Annotated in this window: 14 protein-coding genes and 1 tRNA gene; 4 read left to right on the top strand and 11 right to left on the bottom strand. The window is 52.1% G+C overall.

Features of this window, described 5'->3' with window-relative positions:
• The first annotated feature begins 5 nt into the window (after positions 1–5).
• Positions 6–2780: a pyruvate, phosphate dikinase gene (gene ppdK / locus VMT62_05905; protein ID HVN95942.1), complete on the top strand. Its 2775-nt coding sequence runs from the start codon at positions 6–8 to the stop codon at positions 2778–2780.
• A gap of 77 nt (positions 2781–2857) precedes the next feature.
• Here ppdK and rmuC read toward each other — a convergent pair whose 3' ends face one another.
• Positions 2858–4228, bottom strand: coding sequence for a DNA recombination protein RmuC (gene rmuC / locus VMT62_05900; GenBank protein ID HVN95941.1), 1371 nt, complete (start codon positions 4226–4228; stop codon positions 2858–2860).
• Positions 4225–4692 (bottom strand): phosphohistidine phosphatase SixA, encoded by a 468-nt coding sequence (sixA, locus tag VMT62_05895; GenBank protein ID HVN95940.1) that lies wholly within the window; start codon positions 4690–4692, stop codon positions 4225–4227. Before sixA ends, rmuC begins: the two co-directional genes overlap by 4 nt.
• 1281 nt (positions 4693–5973) lie before the next feature.
• Between sixA and VMT62_05890 the strand changes: the two genes are divergently transcribed.
• Positions 5974–6423, top strand: coding sequence for a DUF3237 domain-containing protein (locus tag VMT62_05890; protein ID HVN95939.1), 450 nt, complete (start codon positions 5974–5976; stop codon positions 6421–6423).
• Between the two features lie 565 nt (positions 6424–6988).
• Here the strand turns inward: VMT62_05890 and VMT62_05885 are convergent.
• A tRNA-Ala gene (locus VMT62_05885) sits at positions 6989–7064 on the bottom strand.
• 1597 nt (positions 7065–8661) lie between these two features.
• On the opposite strand from VMT62_05885, the gene VMT62_05880 reads away from it, so the two are divergent.
• Complete coding sequence (locus VMT62_05880) at positions 8662–9552, top strand: IS1595 family transposase (protein ID HVN95938.1); 891 nt, start codon at positions 8662–8664, stop codon at positions 9550–9552.
• A 4-nt stretch (positions 9553–9556) separates the two neighbouring features.
• Positions 9557–9703, top strand: a complete 147-nt coding sequence (locus tag VMT62_05875; GenBank protein HVN95937.1) for a hypothetical protein — start codon at positions 9557–9559, stop codon at positions 9701–9703.
• A 296-nt stretch (positions 9704–9999) separates the two neighbouring features.
• On the opposite strand, the gene VMT62_05870 is transcribed toward VMT62_05875, so the two are convergent.
• The 8 genes from VMT62_05870 to VMT62_05835 form a co-directional block, all read right to left on the bottom strand.
• Positions 10000–10266 carry a hypothetical protein gene (locus VMT62_05870; protein HVN95936.1) on the bottom strand — a complete coding sequence of 89 codons (267 nt, stop codon included), beginning with the start codon at positions 10264–10266 and terminating at the stop codon, positions 10000–10002.
• A gap of 1820 nt (positions 10267–12086) precedes the next feature.
• On the bottom strand, positions 12087–13082 hold the full coding sequence (locus VMT62_05865; GenBank protein ID HVN95935.1) for an FAD binding domain-containing protein: 996 nt from the start codon (positions 13080–13082) through the stop codon (positions 12087–12089).
• Entirely contained in the window at positions 13079–15382 is a 2304-nt protein-coding gene (locus VMT62_05860; GenBank protein ID HVN95934.1) for a xanthine dehydrogenase family protein molybdopterin-binding subunit, read from the bottom strand. The genes VMT62_05865 and VMT62_05860 overlap by 4 nt, the downstream gene beginning before the upstream one ends.
• Before the next feature lie 3 nt (positions 15383–15385).
• A complete protein-coding gene (locus VMT62_05855; protein HVN95933.1) occupies positions 15386–15922 on the bottom strand; it encodes a (2Fe-2S)-binding protein in 537 nt (178 codons plus the stop codon).
• 71 nt (positions 15923–15993) lie between these two features.
• On the bottom strand, positions 15994–17175 hold the full coding sequence (locus VMT62_05850; GenBank protein ID HVN95932.1) for an HDOD domain-containing protein: 1182 nt from the start codon (positions 17173–17175) through the stop codon (positions 15994–15996).
• A 180-nt stretch (positions 17176–17355) separates the two neighbouring features.
• Positions 17356–18738 carry a tryptophanase gene (locus tag VMT62_05845; protein ID HVN95931.1) on the bottom strand — a complete coding sequence of 461 codons (1383 nt, stop codon included), beginning with the start codon at positions 18736–18738 and terminating at the stop codon, positions 17356–17358.
• A gap of 84 nt (positions 18739–18822) precedes the next feature.
• A complete protein-coding gene (locus VMT62_05840) occupies positions 18823–20061 on the bottom strand; it encodes a Glu/Leu/Phe/Val dehydrogenase dimerization domain-containing protein (GenBank protein HVN95930.1) in 1239 nt (412 codons plus the stop codon).
• Positions 20062–20090: 29 nt separating this feature from the next.
• Positions 20091–20819 (bottom strand): ABC transporter ATP-binding protein (locus VMT62_05835; GenBank protein HVN95929.1); only part of this gene is annotated, 729 nt, incomplete at its 5' end.

Here is a 20819-nt window from a genome sequence, read left to right as displayed (position 1 = left end):
TTGTTATGGGAAAAGCGAAGTATGTCTATTTTTTCGGGGGCAACAAGGCAGAGGGTAATATGGGTCTTAAGAACCTGCTTGGCGGCAAGGGCGCCGGGCTCGCCGATATGGTCAACCGGGGTATCCCCGTACCGCCCGGGTTTACCATTACGACTGAGGTATGCACGCTCTTTTACAAAGGCGGCATGAAGCTCCCTCAGGGTCTCAAAGAGCAGGTCCTGGAGAACCTCAAGAAGACGGAGAAGATCATGGGCTCGAAATTCGGCGATTCCCAGAATCCGCTTCTGTTCTCTGTGCGTTCGGGCGCGCGGGTCAGCATGCCCGGTATGATGGACACGGTACTTAATCTCGGACTCAATGAAAAGACCGTAGCAGGTCTCGTGCGTCTTTCCGGCAATGAGCGGTTCGCTTATGACTGCTATCGCCGCTTTGTCCAGATGTACGGCGATGTGGTTTTGGGACTTAAGCCGCAAAGCAAGGAAGAGCACGACCCCTTCGAGGTGATCATCGATGCGAAGAAGAAGGCGAGAGGCATAAAGTTTGATACGGAACTGACCGTAGCAGATCTTAAGGACCTGGTGGAGAGCTTCAAGAAGGCCATCAAAGACAGATTGAAAATAAGTTTTCCCGAAGACCCCTTCGAACAACTCTGGGGGGCTATCGGCGCGGTTTTTAACTCGTGGAACACGGATCGGGCCATCGCCTACCGTGAGCTCAACAATATCCCAGGCGATTGGGGAACGGCTGTCAATGTTCAGTGCATGGTTTTCGGCAACATGGGTGAGACAAGCGGCACGGGCGTGGCATTTACACGTAACCCTGCGAGCGGTGAAAATGAATTCTATGGTGAGTATCTCGTGAACGCCCAGGGCGAGGACGTAGTCGCCGGTATCAGGACGCCCCTCCCCATTAACAAGAAACAGAAAACGGATGCCTCGGTTAAGTCTCTGGAAGAACTCTGGCCCGGGATATATAAGGAAGTAATCAAGATCAGGAACATTCTGGAGAAGAGCTACCGCGACATGCAGGACGTGGAATTTACGATTCAGAACAAAAAACTCTGGATGCTCCAGACGAGGACCGGCAAGAGAACGGCTTTTGCAGCCTTCAAGATCGCTGTGGACATGGTAAAGGAAAAGCTCATTACCAAAGAAGAGGCGCTTATGCGTGTGGAGCCCGATCAGCTCAATCAGCTTTTGCGCCCCATTTTTGACCCCAAAGAAAAAGAGAGGGCATTGAAGGCCGGCGACATGGTGGCCAAAGGGTTGAATGCGGGGCCCGGCGCCGCGGCAGGTAAGGTTGTTTTCAGCGCCGAAGACGCGGAAGCCTGGGCGGCAAGGAAGGAACAGGTGATCCTCGTCAGGATCGACACCTCACCGGAGGATATCCGGGGTATGAACGCGGCCCAGGGCATTCTCACTTCTCGAGGGGGCATGACGAGCCACGCTGCGCTCGTTGCCCGTCAGATGGGTAAGGTCTGCGTTGCCGGCTGCGGCTCACTCGATATCGATTATGCAAAAAAGGTCATCCGCGTCAAGGATAAAGCCATCAGGGAAGGTGAATTTGTCTCTATCGATGGGACAACCGGAGAGGTATTTGCCGGACAGATCAAGACAATACCGTCCGAAATCCTCCGTGTGCTCCTGGAAAAGACCCTGAAGCCGGCACAGTCGAAGATTTATCAGGATTTTGCTCTGCTTATGAAGTGGGCTGACGAGGCAAGGAAACTCGGCATCAGGACGAACGCCGACCAGCCGGATCAGGCTGCGGTTGCCGTGGCATTCGGCGCTGAAGGTATCGGCCTGTGCCGCACCGAACATATGTTCTTCGAGGGCGACCGGATTGATGCGGTCCGCGAGATGATTCTCGCAGAAGACCGGGCGGGCAGGGTAGAGGCCTTGAAAAAGCTGCTTCCCATGCAGCGGAAAGACTTCGTGGGTCTGTTTACAGTTATGAAGGGGCTCCCTGTTACAATCAGGACACTCGACCCGCCGCTCCATGAATTCCTTCCCCATACCGACAGGGAAGTGCAGGACCTGGCGCAGAAGATGGGCATTTCTGCCGAAAAAGTGCAGCTAAAGATAGATAGTCTCCACGAAGCAAACCCCATGCTGGGACACCGGGGCTGCCGGCTCGGCATTGTTTTTCCGGAAATCACAGAGATGCAGGCCAGGGCGATTTTCGAGGCCGCCTGTGAGGTGAAGAAGAAAGGCATCAACGTGAAACCGGAAGTGATGATACCGCTCGTGGGCAACGTGAAAGAGCTCACGCTCCAGAAAGAAGTTGTGGTGAAGGTGGCGGAAGAGGTGTTTAAAATCAACAAAACCAAGATCGAATACATGGTGGGCACCATGATCGAGATACCGAGAGCGGCCATTACCGCGGATGAAATAGCCACAGAAGCAGAGTTTTTCTCCTTCGGCACCAACGATCTGACACAGACAACCCTGGGCATGAGTCGTGACGACGCAGGCAAATTCCTGGTTCCTTATGTGGAAAAGGAGATTTACACATTCGATCCCTTCCAGAGGATTGATGAGGGCGGGGTAGGCAAGCTCATGAAGATGGGTGTTGACCTTGGCAGAGGCACACGGAAGAATTTGAAGTGCGGCATCTGCGGGGAACATGGTGGCGAGCCCAATTCCGTTGAGTTTTGCCACAAGGTCGGGCTCAATTATGTGAGCTGCTCGCCTTATCGGGTAACCATTGCGAAACTGGCGGCTGCGCGGGCGGCCATAAAAGACAAACCGGCTAAAAAGGCTCAGGCCAAAAAGAAGTAGAACGCCTGGAAAATAGTATTAAAGAAGGGGAAGCGGTGATCACCGTTTCCCCTTTTCATTAGGATCTCTTGTCGGTGCTATTCGGGAGATGATGTTTCGCCGAGGACTATATCCCCGGTGAGCGAGATGGCCTTCTGTTTCCCCAGCTCGTCGATTTTGCGCAAGGGTCGCTCAAGCACGTTGCTCCGGGTCGTGAGGAGCGCATCGTACTCCTTCTTCGCGGCGTCGAGCCTCTCACCCATGATCCTGAATTTGTCCTTGAAGGCGGTCCATTGTTTGGAGAAATCCATAAGGAGCGTAAGGATCTCCGAGGCCGTACGTTCCAGGTTGAAGTTCTCAATGGACTGTCTGATCACGGCGAGGACTGCATAGAGGGTAAAGGGTGAGCAGAGAATGACCTTCTGACGCAGCGCCTCATCCATGATGGTGGGATCTGCCTCATTGATGAACCCGTAGACCTGTTCGTTTGGTATGAATATGAGCACGTAATCGACCGTGTTATCGGCAGGGTTTATGTATTCGCGGCTCGTGACCTGTTTGATCATGAGTTTTGTGTTCTTCAGGAGCTCGTCGCGAAAACGCTTCTTGTCGTGGTCCGATTCGGCGTCAAGATAGTGGACATAGTTGTCAAGCGGAAATTTCACATCCATATTAATCTTTAAGCTATTGGGCAGAAGAAAGGTATAATCGGGCCTTCCTGAGGAGTGCTCCAGGGTCTTCTGTTTGATGTAGTTCACGCCTTCTACCATGCCGATGAGGCGGATAATGTCTTCCGCCATTCTTTCGCCCCATTCCCCTCTCTTTTTCGAGCTTGCAAGCGCGTGGCCCAGGTGCTCGGTGGTCTCTTTGAGTTTGGAAGTCACCTCTTCATGTTTCTTGATGAGCGTCGCGACTTCGGTGATCTTCTCGCCGCTCACCTTGCCAACCTCTTCTACCCTTCTTTGGACCTCAGTGAGGGATTTGCCGATGGTTTCGATATTCCTGTCGATGAGCTCCTTTTTGCCTTCCAGTTCTTTTTTGTTCTCAGCGGTCTGCGATTTCATCTTTTCTTCGGCGAGCTTGATGAATTCGTCGGCGTATTTCTTGAATTCTTCCGTATTCTTGGTGAGTGCATCAAGAGATAGGGCCTTGAAGGTATCGCTCAATTCGCCCCTCACCTTTTCGATGCGTTCCATTTCCTCTTTGAGGTGTTGTTCGGAGGCTTCAAGCCTGGTGAGCGCCTCTACCCTGGCCTGCGTCTCAAGGCTTAGTTCGTTTCTCAGCCTCTCGGTTTCCTGGTCCTGCGAGCAACTGCGCTCTCTTAACTCACCGATGATTGCGTCGCCGGAGGCCAGGCGACTTTCAAGCTCGGACGTCCTCCGGTGATGGCGCGACGCCGCAAAAAACCAGACCACGGCCGCACCGGCCGCACATCCCAGGATGAAAAAGATGACCGACCAGACCGTCATCCGCGAACCACCTCCGGCACAAGGACCCATTCAACCGTCCATCTGTCATTGTCGCCCCTTTTCAGACAGACCATGCCGCCCATTTTGAAAGCGATGCAGTTTCTCTCGCTGTCACCCTCAAGCAGAAGCCCCGCGAGTTTGGCGAGATGGGGAAGGTGGCCGACGATTATCATGTCTTCGTTGCTCGCCTTCAGGCGGCTAAACCAGGTCCCTGGATCATCCTGAGGCGAGAGCCCCTCCACAGCGAAGAGAGGCACCTTGGGCCGTATGAAATCGGCGAGCATCTGAGCGGTCTGTGCGGCCCGTTTCTTTCCGCTGTGGTATATGGCATTCACGGCAACAGGAAGCCTTGCCGCGTATTCAGCTACCTTGCGTATGTCGGTGAGTCCCCGGGCGGTAAGACCCCTCTCTGGATCTTCCTCTTCCTTTTTTGCCTCTGCATGTTGCACAAGATAGAGTCGCATGCCCACATACCCCCTTCTGATTTATTCAATCCGGCAAAGCTTATGGTACCATATTTCACCAATAGATCAATAGTCTTTCAACGGGAAGCTTGTGACCCTCCTAAGATGGCTGACGGAGCCGGAACACGTGGCTCCGCCGCTCGAAGCTGATTTATTTAAGGGCATCAACCCCCATTGGCTGCCCGCCATTTATCAGCCGGACGCCCTACCCGGTCGAAACGAGCATCTGTCCTTGGGAAGAGGGACCAGATAGAGTGCCACGCGATGACTCCTCCAGACCTTAACCCTGCTGCCCGCGTTTGAGAACGCCCACCTTTCATTGCAGGTGAATCACACCGCAATGCACCAACATAACATATTGTAATATTTAAACCTGACGCAAATCACACTTTCGTTGGCCTGTGACTCAATTTGCCTTGTCGTTAGTCCGGCATTTCTGCAAAAACTTGTATGTAACACGCGGAAACCATAGTGATTAAGCTTTTTATGCACGAACACCTTCGTCGCTTGTCCCCATCCGAATGTCACGATGTCGGGGCATTTCTGTCATTGTAACTTACTATAATCATAAAAGGTGATACAAATCACACTTTCCAAAACCCCTGCTGCAGTAATCACGTACCCGCTCATGGCAACGAGAGCCTTTCGCTCTACCTTCATGCGTCACGGGGAGGCAACATTATATGGTTCGCGTGGATCTCATCAACGATAAAGAAGTGTACATTCGCTTGACCGACGGGACGCCCAAGATGACTGGTTCCCCTTGTGTAACCAGGCCTTAAGGCGGTAGTGGGCTATCTGAATCATAGATCTGTCATATACGTCAGTTGTGGAATCCACCTATCCAGCCAACGGGTATTTGTCTGTCGTATATGACAGTTGTGTGCCAACCTCTCGAAAGAAAAAGAGGTTGATCGCAAACCTGAAGAAAACAGAGCGCCCATGATCAAAGGGAACTAAATACAAAAGGGTTCGCCAAATGGATTAACAGGGAAAAGGGAGTGTGGCTCCTTCTGTAGAAAGGCTGACTCTGAAGGCACGATCAAGCGAGGTAAGTGCGGTGAGTGAGAAGAGGCGGATGGCGTTGTGGCGAACCGGGATTGTTTCTCTGGCCATTGCATGATAGATTTTGGATTGGGCGTAAAAATTGCTGGCGATAAATCCAGAGATCGTGAAGGTATCGCCGGTCGATCCCTGTATCCAAAACCAGGCGGCATGACGCTCACGAGGGAGTCTGAATCATAGAAAATCCAGCCGGAATAGGTAAGGGAGGGCTAAATCATGTCTTTGCAATTAGAGTATTTTATGAAGGTCATTGTGGATGTTGCTACCCCCATAGAAGTAGGACGCACCCCAGAAGGGTTGTTACGCATTATTCCAATCGTCGGCGGAACATTTGAGGGGCCGAGAATCAGAGGAAGCGTAATAAATGGCGGGGCCGATTGGAATTTGCAACGGTCTGATGGAATTAGAAAAGCCTGGGCCAGATACACACTGAAGACGGACGACGAGGTCCTCATATCAGTCACAAACGAAGGCTTCATCTACACACCCAATCTCTCACAAGCAAATCAGGCGCCAGTGGATCCGGGCGCATATTACGCGAGAACAAGCCCGAGATTCCTGGTCGCCGATGACAAGTACGCATGGATCAACAATTCTATCTTTGTCGGATCGCTGATGAAGGGTGTTGATGACAAGGTGCACCTGGAGTTCTATCAGGTGATATGACAAATTCCGTTACTGCGGCGCTGTGTATTGAACAATCGACTCGTCTTCGTCGGTATCCAGATGGAGCGAGTCTCTTTCATGGTTACCCGGAAGAACGAACGCTCCACGCATTACCACATTGCTAACCAAGAAGTACTGTTCGCACGAGACGCTTCGAGGCAGACGCGGAAAAAGCATGAGGGATTGATAACGGCGGGGACGGTAAGCAGAAAAAGGGAGCTAACTAGCCGACTTTTAAAAGAAAAGCCACCGGAAGACCTGTCTGTTGACGGCAGTTCCGGTGGCCGAGTACGACACCCCTCCGGCAACCAGCGAGCGCGGAGGAGAGTAATTTCAATTATAGCACGTCTCGCGAGTTCGTCAACAAGAAAAAGGGACAGTTTTCGATACCCCCCCCCTTACATGGGACGCGCCGGGCTTTCGTGATGCCTTACGCTATCTGCGCTGAGCTGGATAACTCTATAAGGGCATTACGAAAAGTGAACGGGGTGCACGGTAAGGAGGGCGTTGGCAGGTCGGGTAAAAAAGAGGCCGTCGGAGAGACGGCCTGGCTAATTGGAATAATTGGTGGAGCTGAAGGGGATTGAACCCTCGACCCCTTGACTGCCAGTCAAGTACTCTCCCAGCTGAGCTACAGCCCCGTAGCGTATTTTATAGCAGCAACTTGTCCGCATGTCAAACAGTTTCGGCAAAGCCATGACTTGAATAGAGAGCCGGAAACCTCAGAATGGGCGTGCGTAGACAAAAGAGAGGTTCCTGCCTGAAACACAGGGTCGAGCTATCTCGGCGCCGAATTTTGCCCACACATGCGGTCACCAGCGAGAGCCGCGGATGATTTGCAACGCAAATACAAACTTGAGAGCCATCGCGGGGGGTGAGGAACCGTAGCGAAAGCCTCAAAGCATTGACCCCTGGTAGAGTCGTCTAATGCCTAGTATAACAAGTAGGGAGATTCCGGCGGACCGCAGCGGGAATAAAGAGACCTGACAGGCAGGGCTCAAACTCAAGAAGGCGAGGGCGCTTAAGACCACGTAAACTTGCCTTCACCATAACAAAAAAAGCGATTAGACGAGAAGTCCTTGCCAAACAATGATACGCCGTCATTCCAACGGGTTATCCGGCCCCAAAACCTCGCTATCGGGTCCTAAAACGCAATTCCACGCAGTCAATGTGTGATTTGTATCAACTTTTATGATTACAGTACGTTACGCGGGAGCGATAGACGTCTCCCCCGTGGGTTTCTGCAATCACGCTTGCTAAAGGCTCTGTGATTTGTATCAATCCCAAAAATCAAAGAATAATATAAAATAAATCCCAGGTACAGACGCTCGTCGGAGCGAGCCGCGCAACACGGTGGCAGTAAGAAGCGCAACCGACATTTGCGCCCCTTGTCATGGGAGCTCGGGCTCCGCCGTAAGATCATGAGAACAGGGATGGGGTGAGGGATGCAAGTTCCGATAGTTTGGAGTCAAGGCATGCTGATATCGGTGGCCCTTCATCTACCGGCTCCCGACATTCGTGCGACCCGACGGCCCTCACGCACCCCTGGCGAACCACCGGCACTCTGAAGCATAGAGAATAAATATGAAACACCAAAGTGTGATTTGTATCATATTTTATGATTACGGAGACTTATACTATCATGAGACGGTCACTCGCAGAACCGATTCGGCGGTTAATCAGAGGTTCCAGTGCCGCTAATATACATAATTACATAATGTTACCCCATAATCTTTATTGAATATGGGGGTAAATGTTTGCGCTCAAACCGCGGGGATACACGAGAACAATAAACATGAAAGTGTGATTTGTATCACTTCCTGTGATTACGAGATCATACACCTAGAAATGAACCCCCATTATTTAGATCTGTGTGCGTTCCGACCGGGTAGGTACAGGCCTTAAGGTCTGGGATTATACGCGAGCGGTGGCGATAGCCGTATCTCTCTCTGAAGGAGGAAGATCCATAATAGAAAAAAGCTTCTGCACGGATCGGACTGAGCCCGGTATAGAACAGGGTAATGGCGAGTGGCGCGATCCCAATTGGTAGGCAGAGCGGTGAAGAAGCCGGTACGGAAATCGACTCGCGTGCTCACGTGCATGACCGCCGCAAATTGCTAGCGAGCCCCCGCGGATCTGTCGTACAGATCGCGGTAAATCACCAGGCAAACGAAAACGCAATTATATACTTGACAAACCCAAGACCATGTGCTATCATTACTGTATGGAGGATATGACATGGAAAAGATAGGGTTTTCTGCTCCATACTTTACGGACGAAGAAAAAGCGCGCGAATATCTTGAAAAACTTCGTTGGCCTGATGTTGTTGTGTGTCCTCATTGCGGTAGTAGGGAGGCACACTATCGTCTACAAGGTGATGCTCACCGGAAAGGACTGTGGAAATGCCAAGAGTGCCGAAAACAGTTCTCCGTGACTGTGGGTACGGTCTTTGAGCGTAGCCACATACCCTTACACAAGTGGTTGTTGGCTACCTATCTACTATGTTCCTCCAAGAAGGGTATGTCCTCTCATCAGTTGCACAGAACATTGGGTGTCACCTATAAGTCAGCGTGGTTTATGGCTCACCGTATCCGTTTCGCTATGCGACAAAGACCTACAAGGCTTCTTGAGGGGATCATTGAAGCCGATGAAACCTATGTCGGGGGTAAGGTTCGCGGCGGGGGGACTGGGCGCGGTACAGACAACAAAACCCCCGTCTTTGCCCTTGTGGAGAGAAATGGTAAAGTCAGGTCTATGCCAGTTAAGCGCGTAGACAGCGTGAACCTTAAACAGATCATAAGGGAGAACGTTGACAAATCCGCTAAGATCATGACTGATGAATTCGGCTCTTACAATGGATTGGGTTGTGAGTTCGCTTCTCATGAGACTGTCTGTCACAGCGCAAAAGAATACGCTCGCGGCGATGTTCATACGAATACGGTTGAAGGATACTTCAGCCTTCTGAAACGTGGTATAATAGGGGTGTATCATCATGTAGATAGCAACCACCTTCACAGGTACCTTGCGGAGTTCGATATGAGATATAATTACAGACATGAGAATGATGCGACACGGACGGTTGCGGCTCTTAAGGGAATTGAAGGAAGAAGGTTAACGTACAAGGACTGATTATTTGACTGAAGAAAAGAAAACAAAGACCGAGGACGGGAGCGAAAAGGAAGTACAGGAAGAAGAAATCTTAAAAGCTGATTTCGATTCCGTGCTTAAGGGACTTTTGGCTACAGCACCTGAACCGAGAAAGAAAAAAGGTAAAAAATAAAGGGAGAGCCGAAGCTCTCCCCGTTGGTTTGTGCTAATGCCTTACAGGCGCTTCCGTACCATGACAGGCTTTGTGGGCCTTACGACAAACCGTCTGCCCGTATGTTTCTTACGGGTTGGTTGACGCTGTTTCATAGCGTACCTCCTTTTGCCCTTGACATCAGTTAGGAAGCACGCTATACTAGTAATAGACGTAAACGCGCCCTAATGAATGTGGGGCATAGATTAACCACTTGTTGACGCAAGTGGGAATAGGGTTTGAAAGAGACTTTGTTTACCAGAACAAAGCCTCTTTTTTTATGATCTTATTTCATGAACACCGCCTCTCGTTTCGGGACGATCTATTTTTATCCTATATGTACAATCTTCCCTGTTGTATACAAATATTGACGGCTTGCTGTTTAGGGTAGCCCTAAGCACCTCCCTGGCGTTCTTCTCGCTGATCGGCCAATTGCGTTTGCGGAATTCAGTTTCAAGCTCAGATAGTTTCAGCGGCTTGTTCCCATTCTCAAGGAAAACTGTTTGAGCTTTGTTCCAATTGGGGCTATTGGCTGTGTCGGCCATAAAGCGTATCGCCGTGTTGGGGGCACAATGAAACTATTTGACTGTAATGAAATCGGGTAGTTAGGAGATTACTTTATTATAAATGTTGTGTTTGTCTTTATCCGGGGACAAAAAACGATTGATCTTTTACCCGTTAATGATAAAATCATAGTAAATCGCAATCGAGAGTGGGCCGCGAAAGAACTGTAATTACTTAATGGCCTTCCATCTTCCTTTATCTGATCTATAAATGTTGTCTTTATAGACAACGATCAAATAACTGTCATAGGAGGAAAACCATGAGGCTCCCCGACGACGCTGTCCGTTACATTGACTTACCGGATGTTTCTGAGACATTTGCTGACTCCGTTGGTTTGGTTACATTTGATGGCCAATCTGCTCGCATTGAACTGTGTGTTACCAGAATGGATATGCCACAAACACCTAAAAAACCCACTGGGAGAAGGTACCCAGTTTGCCGCATGGTGATGCCTCCAGACGCTTTTATCGGTTTATACAACTCTCTTGAAAATCTGATCCGAGGGCTTGAACAGCAAGGCGTACTAAAAAGAGGGGAACCACCCAAAAAACCTCCTTTCGTACAATAGAGATTTTCGGGAACTTTTAGCTTCAGCGTCAAACAACTCACGCTAACCATAACCCCATTATAGAACATATGTTCTACTTTGTCAATCTTAAAACGCTAACTAAACTATCGTATGTTATAGATAGCGCGGCCGTACTGTCATATTATACAGTTTGTGCTTGACAATTAGAACATATGTGCTACAATGATATTAAAGGAGACGATCTTATATGCAACCAGCTAACGAAGTTGAGCGTTCATCGGCGGTTGAAGATGTTGAATTAGCATCTCCTCCCAATTGTCCCGGTTGGCCGCCAGCGGAACTACCAGAGCATGAATGTGTGTTGCCCCACGTCGGGCTGCCTCATCCCATCGGTCATGAGCAGGAAGACGAGAACTAAAATCGTTGCTCTGCCCAACGTACATGGCCTTCCAATGGGTTGGGTCTGTTCTATAGGCAAAAACATACAGACCAGCGACCCGGTTCCAGTTGGCGTTAGGATCATACACAGTAAACCCCAAGGTTTCTCCATTACCCAATGGCCAATTACACACCATAAAGCCCCCCTTGCTATTAGGAATTTTGATTCTGTAAAACCACAAAATATACAGGGAGGCGCTACGCAGCCAACGAGTAGTCAACTCGCCGCTTACGTAACACCTCTTTCGAGATGCCACTCGGTTATGGCCTGTCGAGAAAGTGCTTCGGGGTGCGGGTGACTAATCCACTTACCCCTCCACTTGTTTCCTCAAGGGTGCAGAACCTTGCGAACGCCTACCCATCGTTAAGTAAGCTATCAACTTACTCATTGCGCAGCCTCCTTTTTGCTGTTTCCAGCAATAGGTTGATGGGGAAGCGGTGCCTCCCTGTATATTATTGTAGACCGAGACACGATATTGTCAATCAATATGTTTTGGGTTTCTTAAATATATAATCGCGAACGAAAATGCAAAACAGAAAAGTGTGATTTGTGTCAACTATAATAATTACAACAGATTATACGCCGACAAGCCAGGATATTGGCACAAAAAGTGTCCCAAAACATGGAATAAATGCCAATCTGTGCCACAGAAAGTGTGATTTGTATCAAATATAACGATTACGATATGTTATGAGCGAAAAAGCCGCCGATACGATCAGGGCGTGAGCCGAGCCACTTAACCAAAGGGATCAATTACATTGGGAGGTTATATGATATCTCGGCGCGTCCCGGCGAGCGCCACGCCCTCGCACAGAGTCCGACCCGGATGTGAGTTACCGACAAGCCTCTCGAGAACAGGCCAAGATAGCGTCCTTAATCAGTGTCCTGGCAATGTCTATCTTGTAGGCATTCATACTGAGAGGTTTTACCCGGGATAGGGCGATGTCCGCCGCTTTGGCAGCCATTTGTTCGGTTAAGGGTTCTCCGATTAGCGCGCCCTCGGCCTCTTCCGCGCGTAGCGGCCCCGGGGATAGGGCGCCCAGAGCGATGCGGACGTCCGCGCATTTCTTCTTTTTCACGCTCAAAACCACTGCAACGCTTACCACGGCAAAATCTATGGGGTTTCTCAAAGAAAATTTGAGGAACTTCTGCGTCGTTGTTTGCTCAAGAGCGGGTATCTCTATCTCGGTCACCATTTCATCGTGCGCAAGGTCGTTTCCAAGGGGATGGAAGAATTCGGTTATGGGTATCTTCCTTATGTTACCTGACGCGTTTACCGCCGAAAGTTCGCCGTTTAACGCGGCTAAGGCGGTAGCCATATCGGAGGGGCATACGGCAAAACATTTTTTGCCCCCGAACAGGGCATGATATCTGTTATCGCCTTGAATCGCATGGCATGGCCCTTTGCCCTTGCGGGCACACATGACGGGTCCTCCGATAATCCGTGGGTAACGATAGTACCAGCAGCGTACATCCTGACAGAGGTTTCCACCGACCGTGGCCACGTTGCGCGTCTGCGGCGTTGCCACAGAATGTGCTGCTTCAGCAATTACACTGAACCTGTCAATGATTAGCGGTGATGTCGCGAGATCGGCGAGCCTGGCGAGCGCGCCGATCTTGAGGAGATTGCCGCGTTCCTCAGCGTAATCGAGGCCCGGGATGGTTTTGACATTGATGAGCACTTCCGGGTATTCCCTAAGAATCTCCTTCTTTAGGGCGGAAAGAAGATCGGTCCCGCCCGCATTGATCCGGGCCCTGCCCTTACGTGCCGCAAGAATCGAACAGACCTCATGCACAGAATGCGCACTGATGTGAGTGAAAGATCTCAAAAGCCGTCCCCCTTGTTCTCTGCCACATTGGCCGGCGCTGCCTTCAGCGCCGATAGCACCCTCTCAGGCGTAGCAGGATATTCATGCAGCCACGTCCCGATGGCGTTGGAAACCGCCATAAAGACTGCTACGGGCCCGGGGGCGGTCGCTACCTCACCCACGCCTACCGCATGGAACCGATGGCTTTCAATAGGCGTCTCGAGCACAACATTCTCGATGGGGGGCAAATCCGTAAAAGTCCGCCATTTGTAGTCGATCATGTTTGAATTAAGCATGTGCCCTGTGCGGCGGTCAAGGACAGTCTCCTCAAAAAGAGCGCTGTCGATGCCTCCGGACCCGAGACACCCGTTCATCTGTCCTCTGAGACCGGGCGGGTCGATGATCTGCCCCACATTCGTGGCGTTGAGAACTTGCACGAGAGATGCCCTGCCGCTCTGCACGTCAACTTCAACCTCTACAAAGGAGATCATGCAATTGGCAAGAGTGAAGTCCTGCTCGAACCGTCCATAGCCCATGCAGGTGTGGCTTGCACCGAGCACCGCCTCCCAGGGTACCTTTCTTTCGGGTTTGTCCTTGCAAAAAATCATGCCATCTTCAGTCTCTAACTCATGCGATGGCGCGCCAAGCAGGGGTTGAGCCATGTCCAGAAGCTTTCGTATTGCGTCCTCGGCTGCTTTTATCACGGCAGAACCGGCTGCATAGGTCATGCGGCTTCCACCGGGCCCACGCTCGTGCGGACTGATCAGAGAATCTGATGGAATCTGGAAGATGCGCGCGAGCGGCAATCGAAGCACCTCCGCCGCCATCCGGGTGATGTTGGTTTTTTGGCCTGTTCCGTGCTCTGCAAGGCACGTAAAAATCTTTGCGCTCCCGTCTGCATCAAGACGGACATATGCCTCTGAAGCATCTTCACCGATATCGGCATTGCCGTGAATGCCCACCCCGATACCCCTTCTCTTCGCGCCATTGGCTAAGGTCGGCTTGAGCCAGCCCTTCCATTTTTCTTTCCATTTGAACCGGCGAGCGCCCTCTTCCATGGCCTCCGCATAATCGATGCCCCTGTACGTATACCATAGCCCATCGCGCCAGAAATACCCGTCGCCCGGCTTCACATAGTTTTTCTTGAAGAATTCCACAGGATCCAGATTAACCTTTGCCATTGCCAGGCTTAAGACAGGGATGAGCGTGCATTTGAGCTCCTGCCCCCCGAATCCACGGACAATACCTGATGCGCTTCTGTTGGTGCATACGATGGAAGTCTTGAGGTTCCAGTTCGCACACCTAACGGCGAGCTGTGCCTCACCACAACCGACCGCAACCTGTGCCTGAGTCGTCTGAGAGTAATAACCCGTATCGAGCATCCACTCACCCGAGACAGCCGTGACCGTGCCATCTTTCTTCATGCCAACTCTTGCACACATGCGTGAAGCGGGCCGAAGCACAAAAGCGGCAAGGTGCTCTTCTTTGCTGAAAATAACCTTTACGGGTCTCTCAGTAGCCCTGCTCAAGAGCGCCGCATACAACTGGACCTGCCATGACATGGATTTCGAACCATAACTTCCCCCGCAGGGCCCGCCAAAGGTCCTGACCTCAACGTCCTTTCCAACAATCCTCTTGAGATAGAACACATGCTTGTAAAAGGACTGGTCCGATACCCAGACCGTCAGCAGGTTTGGCTCCTCCCACAGGGCGATGGCCCCGGGAGACTCGGGCGGCGTTGGATTGGCTATATTGTCGTAAACGAACGTGCCTTCGGCGACCACGTCCGCCTCCGCGAACCCGTGATCCACATCTCCCATCATGATTCCCTGCAGGCTTTTCGGTCCGCCCCAAGCGGGGACACCAGGGGGCATGATGTTGCCCGGACATGTCTCGTAGAGTTGAGGCGCCCCGGGCTTTACCGCCTCTTCAGGATCGAAGATTGCGGGTATAACCTCATACTCCACGTCTATGAGACGGAGCGCGTCCTCTGCTATCTTTTTGGTTTGAGCGGCAACGAGTGCCACGGCATCACCGACAAATCGAACCTTGTGGTCGAGAACGCGGGTGGTATTGCCCTGTCCACCTTTCCAGTCAGGTATGTCCTGCCATGAAAGCACGGCCTTGACCCCAGGCAGGGCACACGCCTTTGTCTTGTCTATGCTTACGATCGAGGCGTGGGCGTGTGGACTTCGGAGTACCGCCCCATAGAGCATGTCAGGGAGCGTGATGTCATCGAGAAACCGGGCTTTGCCTGTCACAATTTGCCGAGCATCCTGTCGGGGTATGGGTTTGCCGATAAACCGGTACTGCTCAGCCATACCCTATCTCCCTTTCCCGAAAGCGGCCTTAACCGCCTCTATGACCTGGTAGTGACTGATGCAGCGACAGAAGTTTCCGGACAGGCCCTCCTGAATCTGCTCGTCCGTAGGGGAGGGGTTTTCGTTGAGGAGTGCCCTTGCGCTCATGATTATGCCGGGTGTGCAAAACCCACACTGGAATGCAGTCTGTTCGATAAACGATTGCTGCAAAGGATCGAGTGAGCCGGTTTGAGCATCGCTTAAGCCCTCAATGGTCGTTATCTCCTTGCCCCCGCACTCAGCCGTGAGTGTCATACATGAATTAACCGCCTTCCCGTTAATCAGGACCGTGCAGCATCCGCAGGCCCCTTCATCGCAGGAAACCTTGGTACCGGTGAGGCCCAATCGGTCTCTCAAGGTAGATGACAACGTCTCTGCGGGATCTACCTCAAGCGACCCGCAACCTACAGCAAACTGGTAATCGTTACCGTTTATCTTCAGTGCTACGCTTTGGGTCTCCCCATGCTGTATAGTCTGCCTGGCTTTTCTTGTTGTGGCCATACCTTTTCCTCTCTGTCCATATCGGATGCAACGAAAAGTTCAAGTCCCTTTCAGGAAATCTTGCGAGCGCCCTACGTGGTGTCGATGTAGTTCCTGACCGCGAAATATGCATTCGCGATCTCTTTCGTGAGGCCGGGAGTGATAAGCCTGGTAGGGTCGTGGTCCAGACCAAATTTATCGTAATACTCCGGCCGTATGGGCAGTATCTCGGCATCGTTCATACAGTAACCAAGGGCTTTACAGATAAGATCAGACAGACAAACCACAAAACTCTTGGTTACATAGGCGTCAGGTATGTTTTCGGGGGGGACAAACGACGGATAGTGGTGATACTCGATGCCATACCTTATCTCCTCCGACAACTGCCATTTCTCGGCGAGTAAGCTTCCCAGCATGGAATGGTCTATGCCGAACTCTATCTGTTCTTGAATCACGAGGGGAGGTCTGGGCCGCATGGTCTTCAGCCAGTATAGCGGCGGCTTGGGCAGGGCTCCGGAGGAAGGATCAAGCTCGGCAATGAAATATTTCCCGATGTCGTGAAAAAGACCTATGGTAGCAAGGTCATACTCGGAACTCTGAAAAACGGTCCTGCCAAGATATCCCGAACAGGCAGAGACAACGGCCGAATGGGTATAGGCATTAACGTATGCGTCGGCCGTGTCGTTCTTGTCCCTCGCTTTCAATCCTTCGAGGAGATCGCCCATAACGAGCGATCGTAAGCTGTTATACCCCAGCAAAGTTATGGCCCTTCCTATAGAAGTTACCTTGTCCGGAAGGTTAAAATATACTGAATTGACAGCCTGAAGGGCCCTCGCAGAGAACATGGGGTTTGTGGAAACGACCTTCACTATCTCATTCCAACTTGAAAAGGGATTATTTAAGAGATCCAAAAGCTTCATCGAGTTGGAGGGTATGGGCTGCACGCCCGAGATCTTTCCCTGTACCTCCCTCATTACGCCGCTATCAATTTCACTGAGAGGCTTGGGTAAAACCCCCTCCGGAACGGGAGAGTAGGTGATTTCAGTGGTCTGCGGGTTGCCATCGGATGTAACATCGCCCGTCTTTGGAGGATCGGGCTTGACTGACGCTTGCTCAGCCCTTCTCTGCGCGCCCTGCGGGGGCGCCGGCCTCGTAGTTGCGGCTCCCGTCTTAACCGACGGGGCCTTAACCTTCTGCTTTCGGGCGCGTCGATAGACGATAAGTAGAATTACTACGACAGCAAGCAGTACAATCAATGTGATGTTCGTGCTCATCCGGCCAGATAACCTTTTCCCCGACAATAATAAAACGGTTTTTGTTTTTACTCAAGCGTAAACGATCAAAGCGGGCTTGAAGTCAGCCGTTTAAGGGTCGTCGAGATGAGGCTCACGCGGCCATTCCGGCACGATTCTTATTCTGTACGAAAAGCGGGTCAGGGGGCCACGGTCTCTTAATCAGCGATTAAGAGGCTTTAGCCGACAAAGAAAATGGCGCAGCACTTTAGGCTCGTACACAAAATCGAGCCCGGCGATCTGGGAACGGCGCTCCATGATTTTCTCCAGGGCGCCTATCACCACATCCATGTGCAGGTCCGTATAGACCCGGCGGGGAATGGTGAGCCGCATAAGCTCCATGCCCGATTTCTTCTGCTCACCCGTAGCGGGGTCACGGCCGAGCATGAGCGAACCTATCTCCGTGGCCCGGACCCCTGCTTCGATATAGAGCTCATTGCAGAGCGCCTGGGCGGGGAAACGCTCTGCGGGAATGTGAGGGAGCATTCTGCCGGCATCGACAAAGACCGCATGCCCCCCTACCGGCCATTGAATGGGGATGCCCCGCTTGCGCAGCTCCTCCCCGAGATATTCGACCTGTCCGATCCTGCTTTCCAGGTAATCGTTGTCAAGCCCCTCCTCAAGCCCCACGGCCAGGCATTCCATATCGCGTCCGGAGAGACCCCCATACGTGATAAAGCCTTCCCTGGGTACGCAGGTGGCGCTCGCCACAGCGAGCAGTTCCGCGTCCTCCCTGATGGCGATCAGGCCTCCCATATTCACGATAGCATCCTTCTTGGCGCTCATGGTCAGACAATCGCCCATCTCATGCATCTCACGGACGATCTCCTTGATGCTTTTGTTTGAGAAGGCCGGCTCACGCTTCTTGATGAAGTACGCGTTTTCAGCAAAGCGTGCAGAGTCAAAGCTGATCCTTATCCCATATTTGTCTGCGATCTTCTTGACTCCCCGTATATTCTCCATGGAGACCGGCTGACCCCCGGCTGAATTGCACGTGATGGTGGGTATAATAAAGGCGATATTCTCGGCGCCTTTTTCCACGATAAAGCTCTCCAGACGATTAAGGTCGAAGTTGCCCTTGAAAGGATGTTCCTTTTCTGTGTTGAAGGCATCCTCAATCACCAAATTCACGGGTACCCCCCCGGAAAGCTCGATCCAGGCCATGGTCGTGTCAAAATGCATGTTGCCAAGTACATACTGGCCCTTTTTCTTGATCAGGGCCGGAAAGAGCACCTGTTCGGCGCCGCGTCCCTGGTGGGTGGGGATTACATAGTTGTAGCTGAAAATGTCTTTTACCGCGTCCTTGACTTTGTAGAATGATCTGCTCCCCGCGTAAGCCTCGTCGGCGAGCATCAGAGCCGACCACTGACGGTCGCTCATAGCGCCGGTGCCGCTGTCCGTCAAAAGGTCGATGTAGACATCTTCAGACTTGAGGGCAAAAGGGTTGTACCCCGCAATCTCTAAAGCCTCAATCCTCTGCTCTTTCGAAATCAGACGAATGGGTTCAACCATCTTGATACGATAAGGTTCAGCCTTTCTGGCCATGCCAATTCCTCCTGTGTCAGGCTTTTCTGCCGGACGAAATCCCACGTATGCGTGTATACTGCATGTATCAATCCCTGTGTGTCTTCACATTCTATCAAGAGCTACTGCCAGCGCAGTCTCGGTCAGGCGTACCCTTGAGGGGTTACGTTTGCAGGTCTTCTCGAGGGCGATTCTCACGGTTTTGCTCACGTCATCGAAGATCGCCCGGTCCGACATCACCACATTGTCTCCCTGGAGGTAGCAGAAGGTCCTTGCCATGCCGCAGTTTGCGATGAAGTCGGGGATGACGGCCGCGCGAGCGTCTGCAAATTGAGCGATGGACCCGTAGAAGATAGCCTGGTCGGCGAAGGGCACATTCGCTCCGGCTGAGATGACCTCGAGACCGTGCGCCAGAAGTTCGTCCACCTGGCCCTGGGTTACGAGCCGGGATGCGGCCGCGGGTATGAAGATTTCGGCGCCGGTGGACCAGATCTTTTGGTTTGCCTCATCATAGCTCATAAGACCTGGTGAGATAAGGAAGTTACCTGTTCGTGCCGTCATAAGGTGTACTACCTCATCGAGTGAGATGCCCTGAGGCTCAATGATGCCGCCGACTTTGTCAATTATTCCGACGATGCGGGCGCCGCTTTGCGCAAGATAGTATGCTGCCGGGGCGGCAACGTTTCCGAAGCCCTGGATTATGGCCCTCTTCCCTTTGATGGTGCCGCCGTATATATCATAGAAATGGCGCACCGACTCAGCAACACCCCAGCCTGTGACCAGGTCGGCCGTCTCAAAGACCCGGTTCCCGGGGGGAGCTAAAGTCGCATCGGTGACAGGAAGGCGAACCCCGCGACCCATCTGCTCGATCTTAACCTTCATCTGGTCGTCGTCCGGATGGTAGTGCCCTCTGATCGCCCCTTCTTGAGGGTCGAGGATGCCGCAGGCGCGGGTTGCAGGTATGACTTCAGTGTTTGAGTCCACATTCATGTCGCCGCCGGTTCCATAGTACTCTTTCAACAACGGTTTGATGCATCGATACCAGCGTTCGAGAACGCCTCGCTTGCGAGGGTCTGCGGGATCGAAATCGATGCCGGACTTGGCTCCTCCTATGGGAGGACCGCTGACCGTAAACTTGATCTCCATGGTTTTGGCGAGTGCCAGGACTTCCTGCTCGGTACAGCCCTTGCGCATCCTCGTGCCCCCGCCGCAGGAGTTTCCTCTCAATGAGTTGATGACCACCCAGCCCCGTGCCTCAGTTTCGCTGTCGTTCCAATGAAAGACCGCAAGCGGCGGTTCTTTCTCGTATCTCTCCAGTTTCGTTTTCACCGTCATCTCTTCCATAGCCTTGTTCCTCCCTTTGCGGTACAGGTCTAAGGGCTAGCTTTGCGCAGGTGACACGCCACGAGGTGGCGCTGTCCCGCTTGGAGCAGAGTAGGTTCAGCTTCCCTGCACAGGTCCATGCGTTCACTGCAGCGAAGATAGAATCGACAGCCTGGCGGCGGGTCGATTGGGCTTACCACATCCCCTTCGAGAACCATCTCCTTCTTGTCCGACTCGGGATCTGGATCAGGGATGGATGAAAGCAGGGCGTTGGTGTACGGATGCAGGGGGTTGGAATAAAGTGCCTCGCTGTCGGCCAGTTCTACGAGCTTCCCGCAGTACATGACGCCTACCCGATTGCTCACAAAGCGGACCACCGCAAGGTTGTGGGAAATAAACAGGTAGGTGAGAAAAAATTTCTTCTGGAGTGCCACGATCATGTTGAGGATCGAGGCCTGGGCTGAGACGTCGAGGAGCGATGTGGGCTCGTCGAGCACAATGAATTTCGGATTGATGGAAAGTGCCCGCGCTATGGCCACCTGCTGCCTCTGTCCGGCGCTCATCTCGTGCGGGAAACGGTCCCCACAGGCAGGGAGCATGACAAGATCCAGGAGTTCATCTACCTTTTTCTTGACCGCGCTCAGCCGCTCTCCCCGTACGATGAGCGGTTCGCCCACGATGCGCCAGATCCTCATCCGCCCGTTCAAGGAAGCGTAAGGGTTCTGAAGAACGGCCTGGATGCCCCTGCGGTAGTCCTCAAGCGCCGCGCCCTTCAAGGA

This window comes from Syntrophorhabdaceae bacterium (assembly GCA_035541755.1).
In the GTDB taxonomy this organism is placed as follows: Bacteria; Desulfobacterota; Syntrophorhabdia; order Syntrophorhabdales; family Syntrophorhabdaceae; genus PNOF01.
Note: the sequence above shows the minus strand (reverse complement) of the source record. Positions and strands in the feature narration are given on the sequence as shown.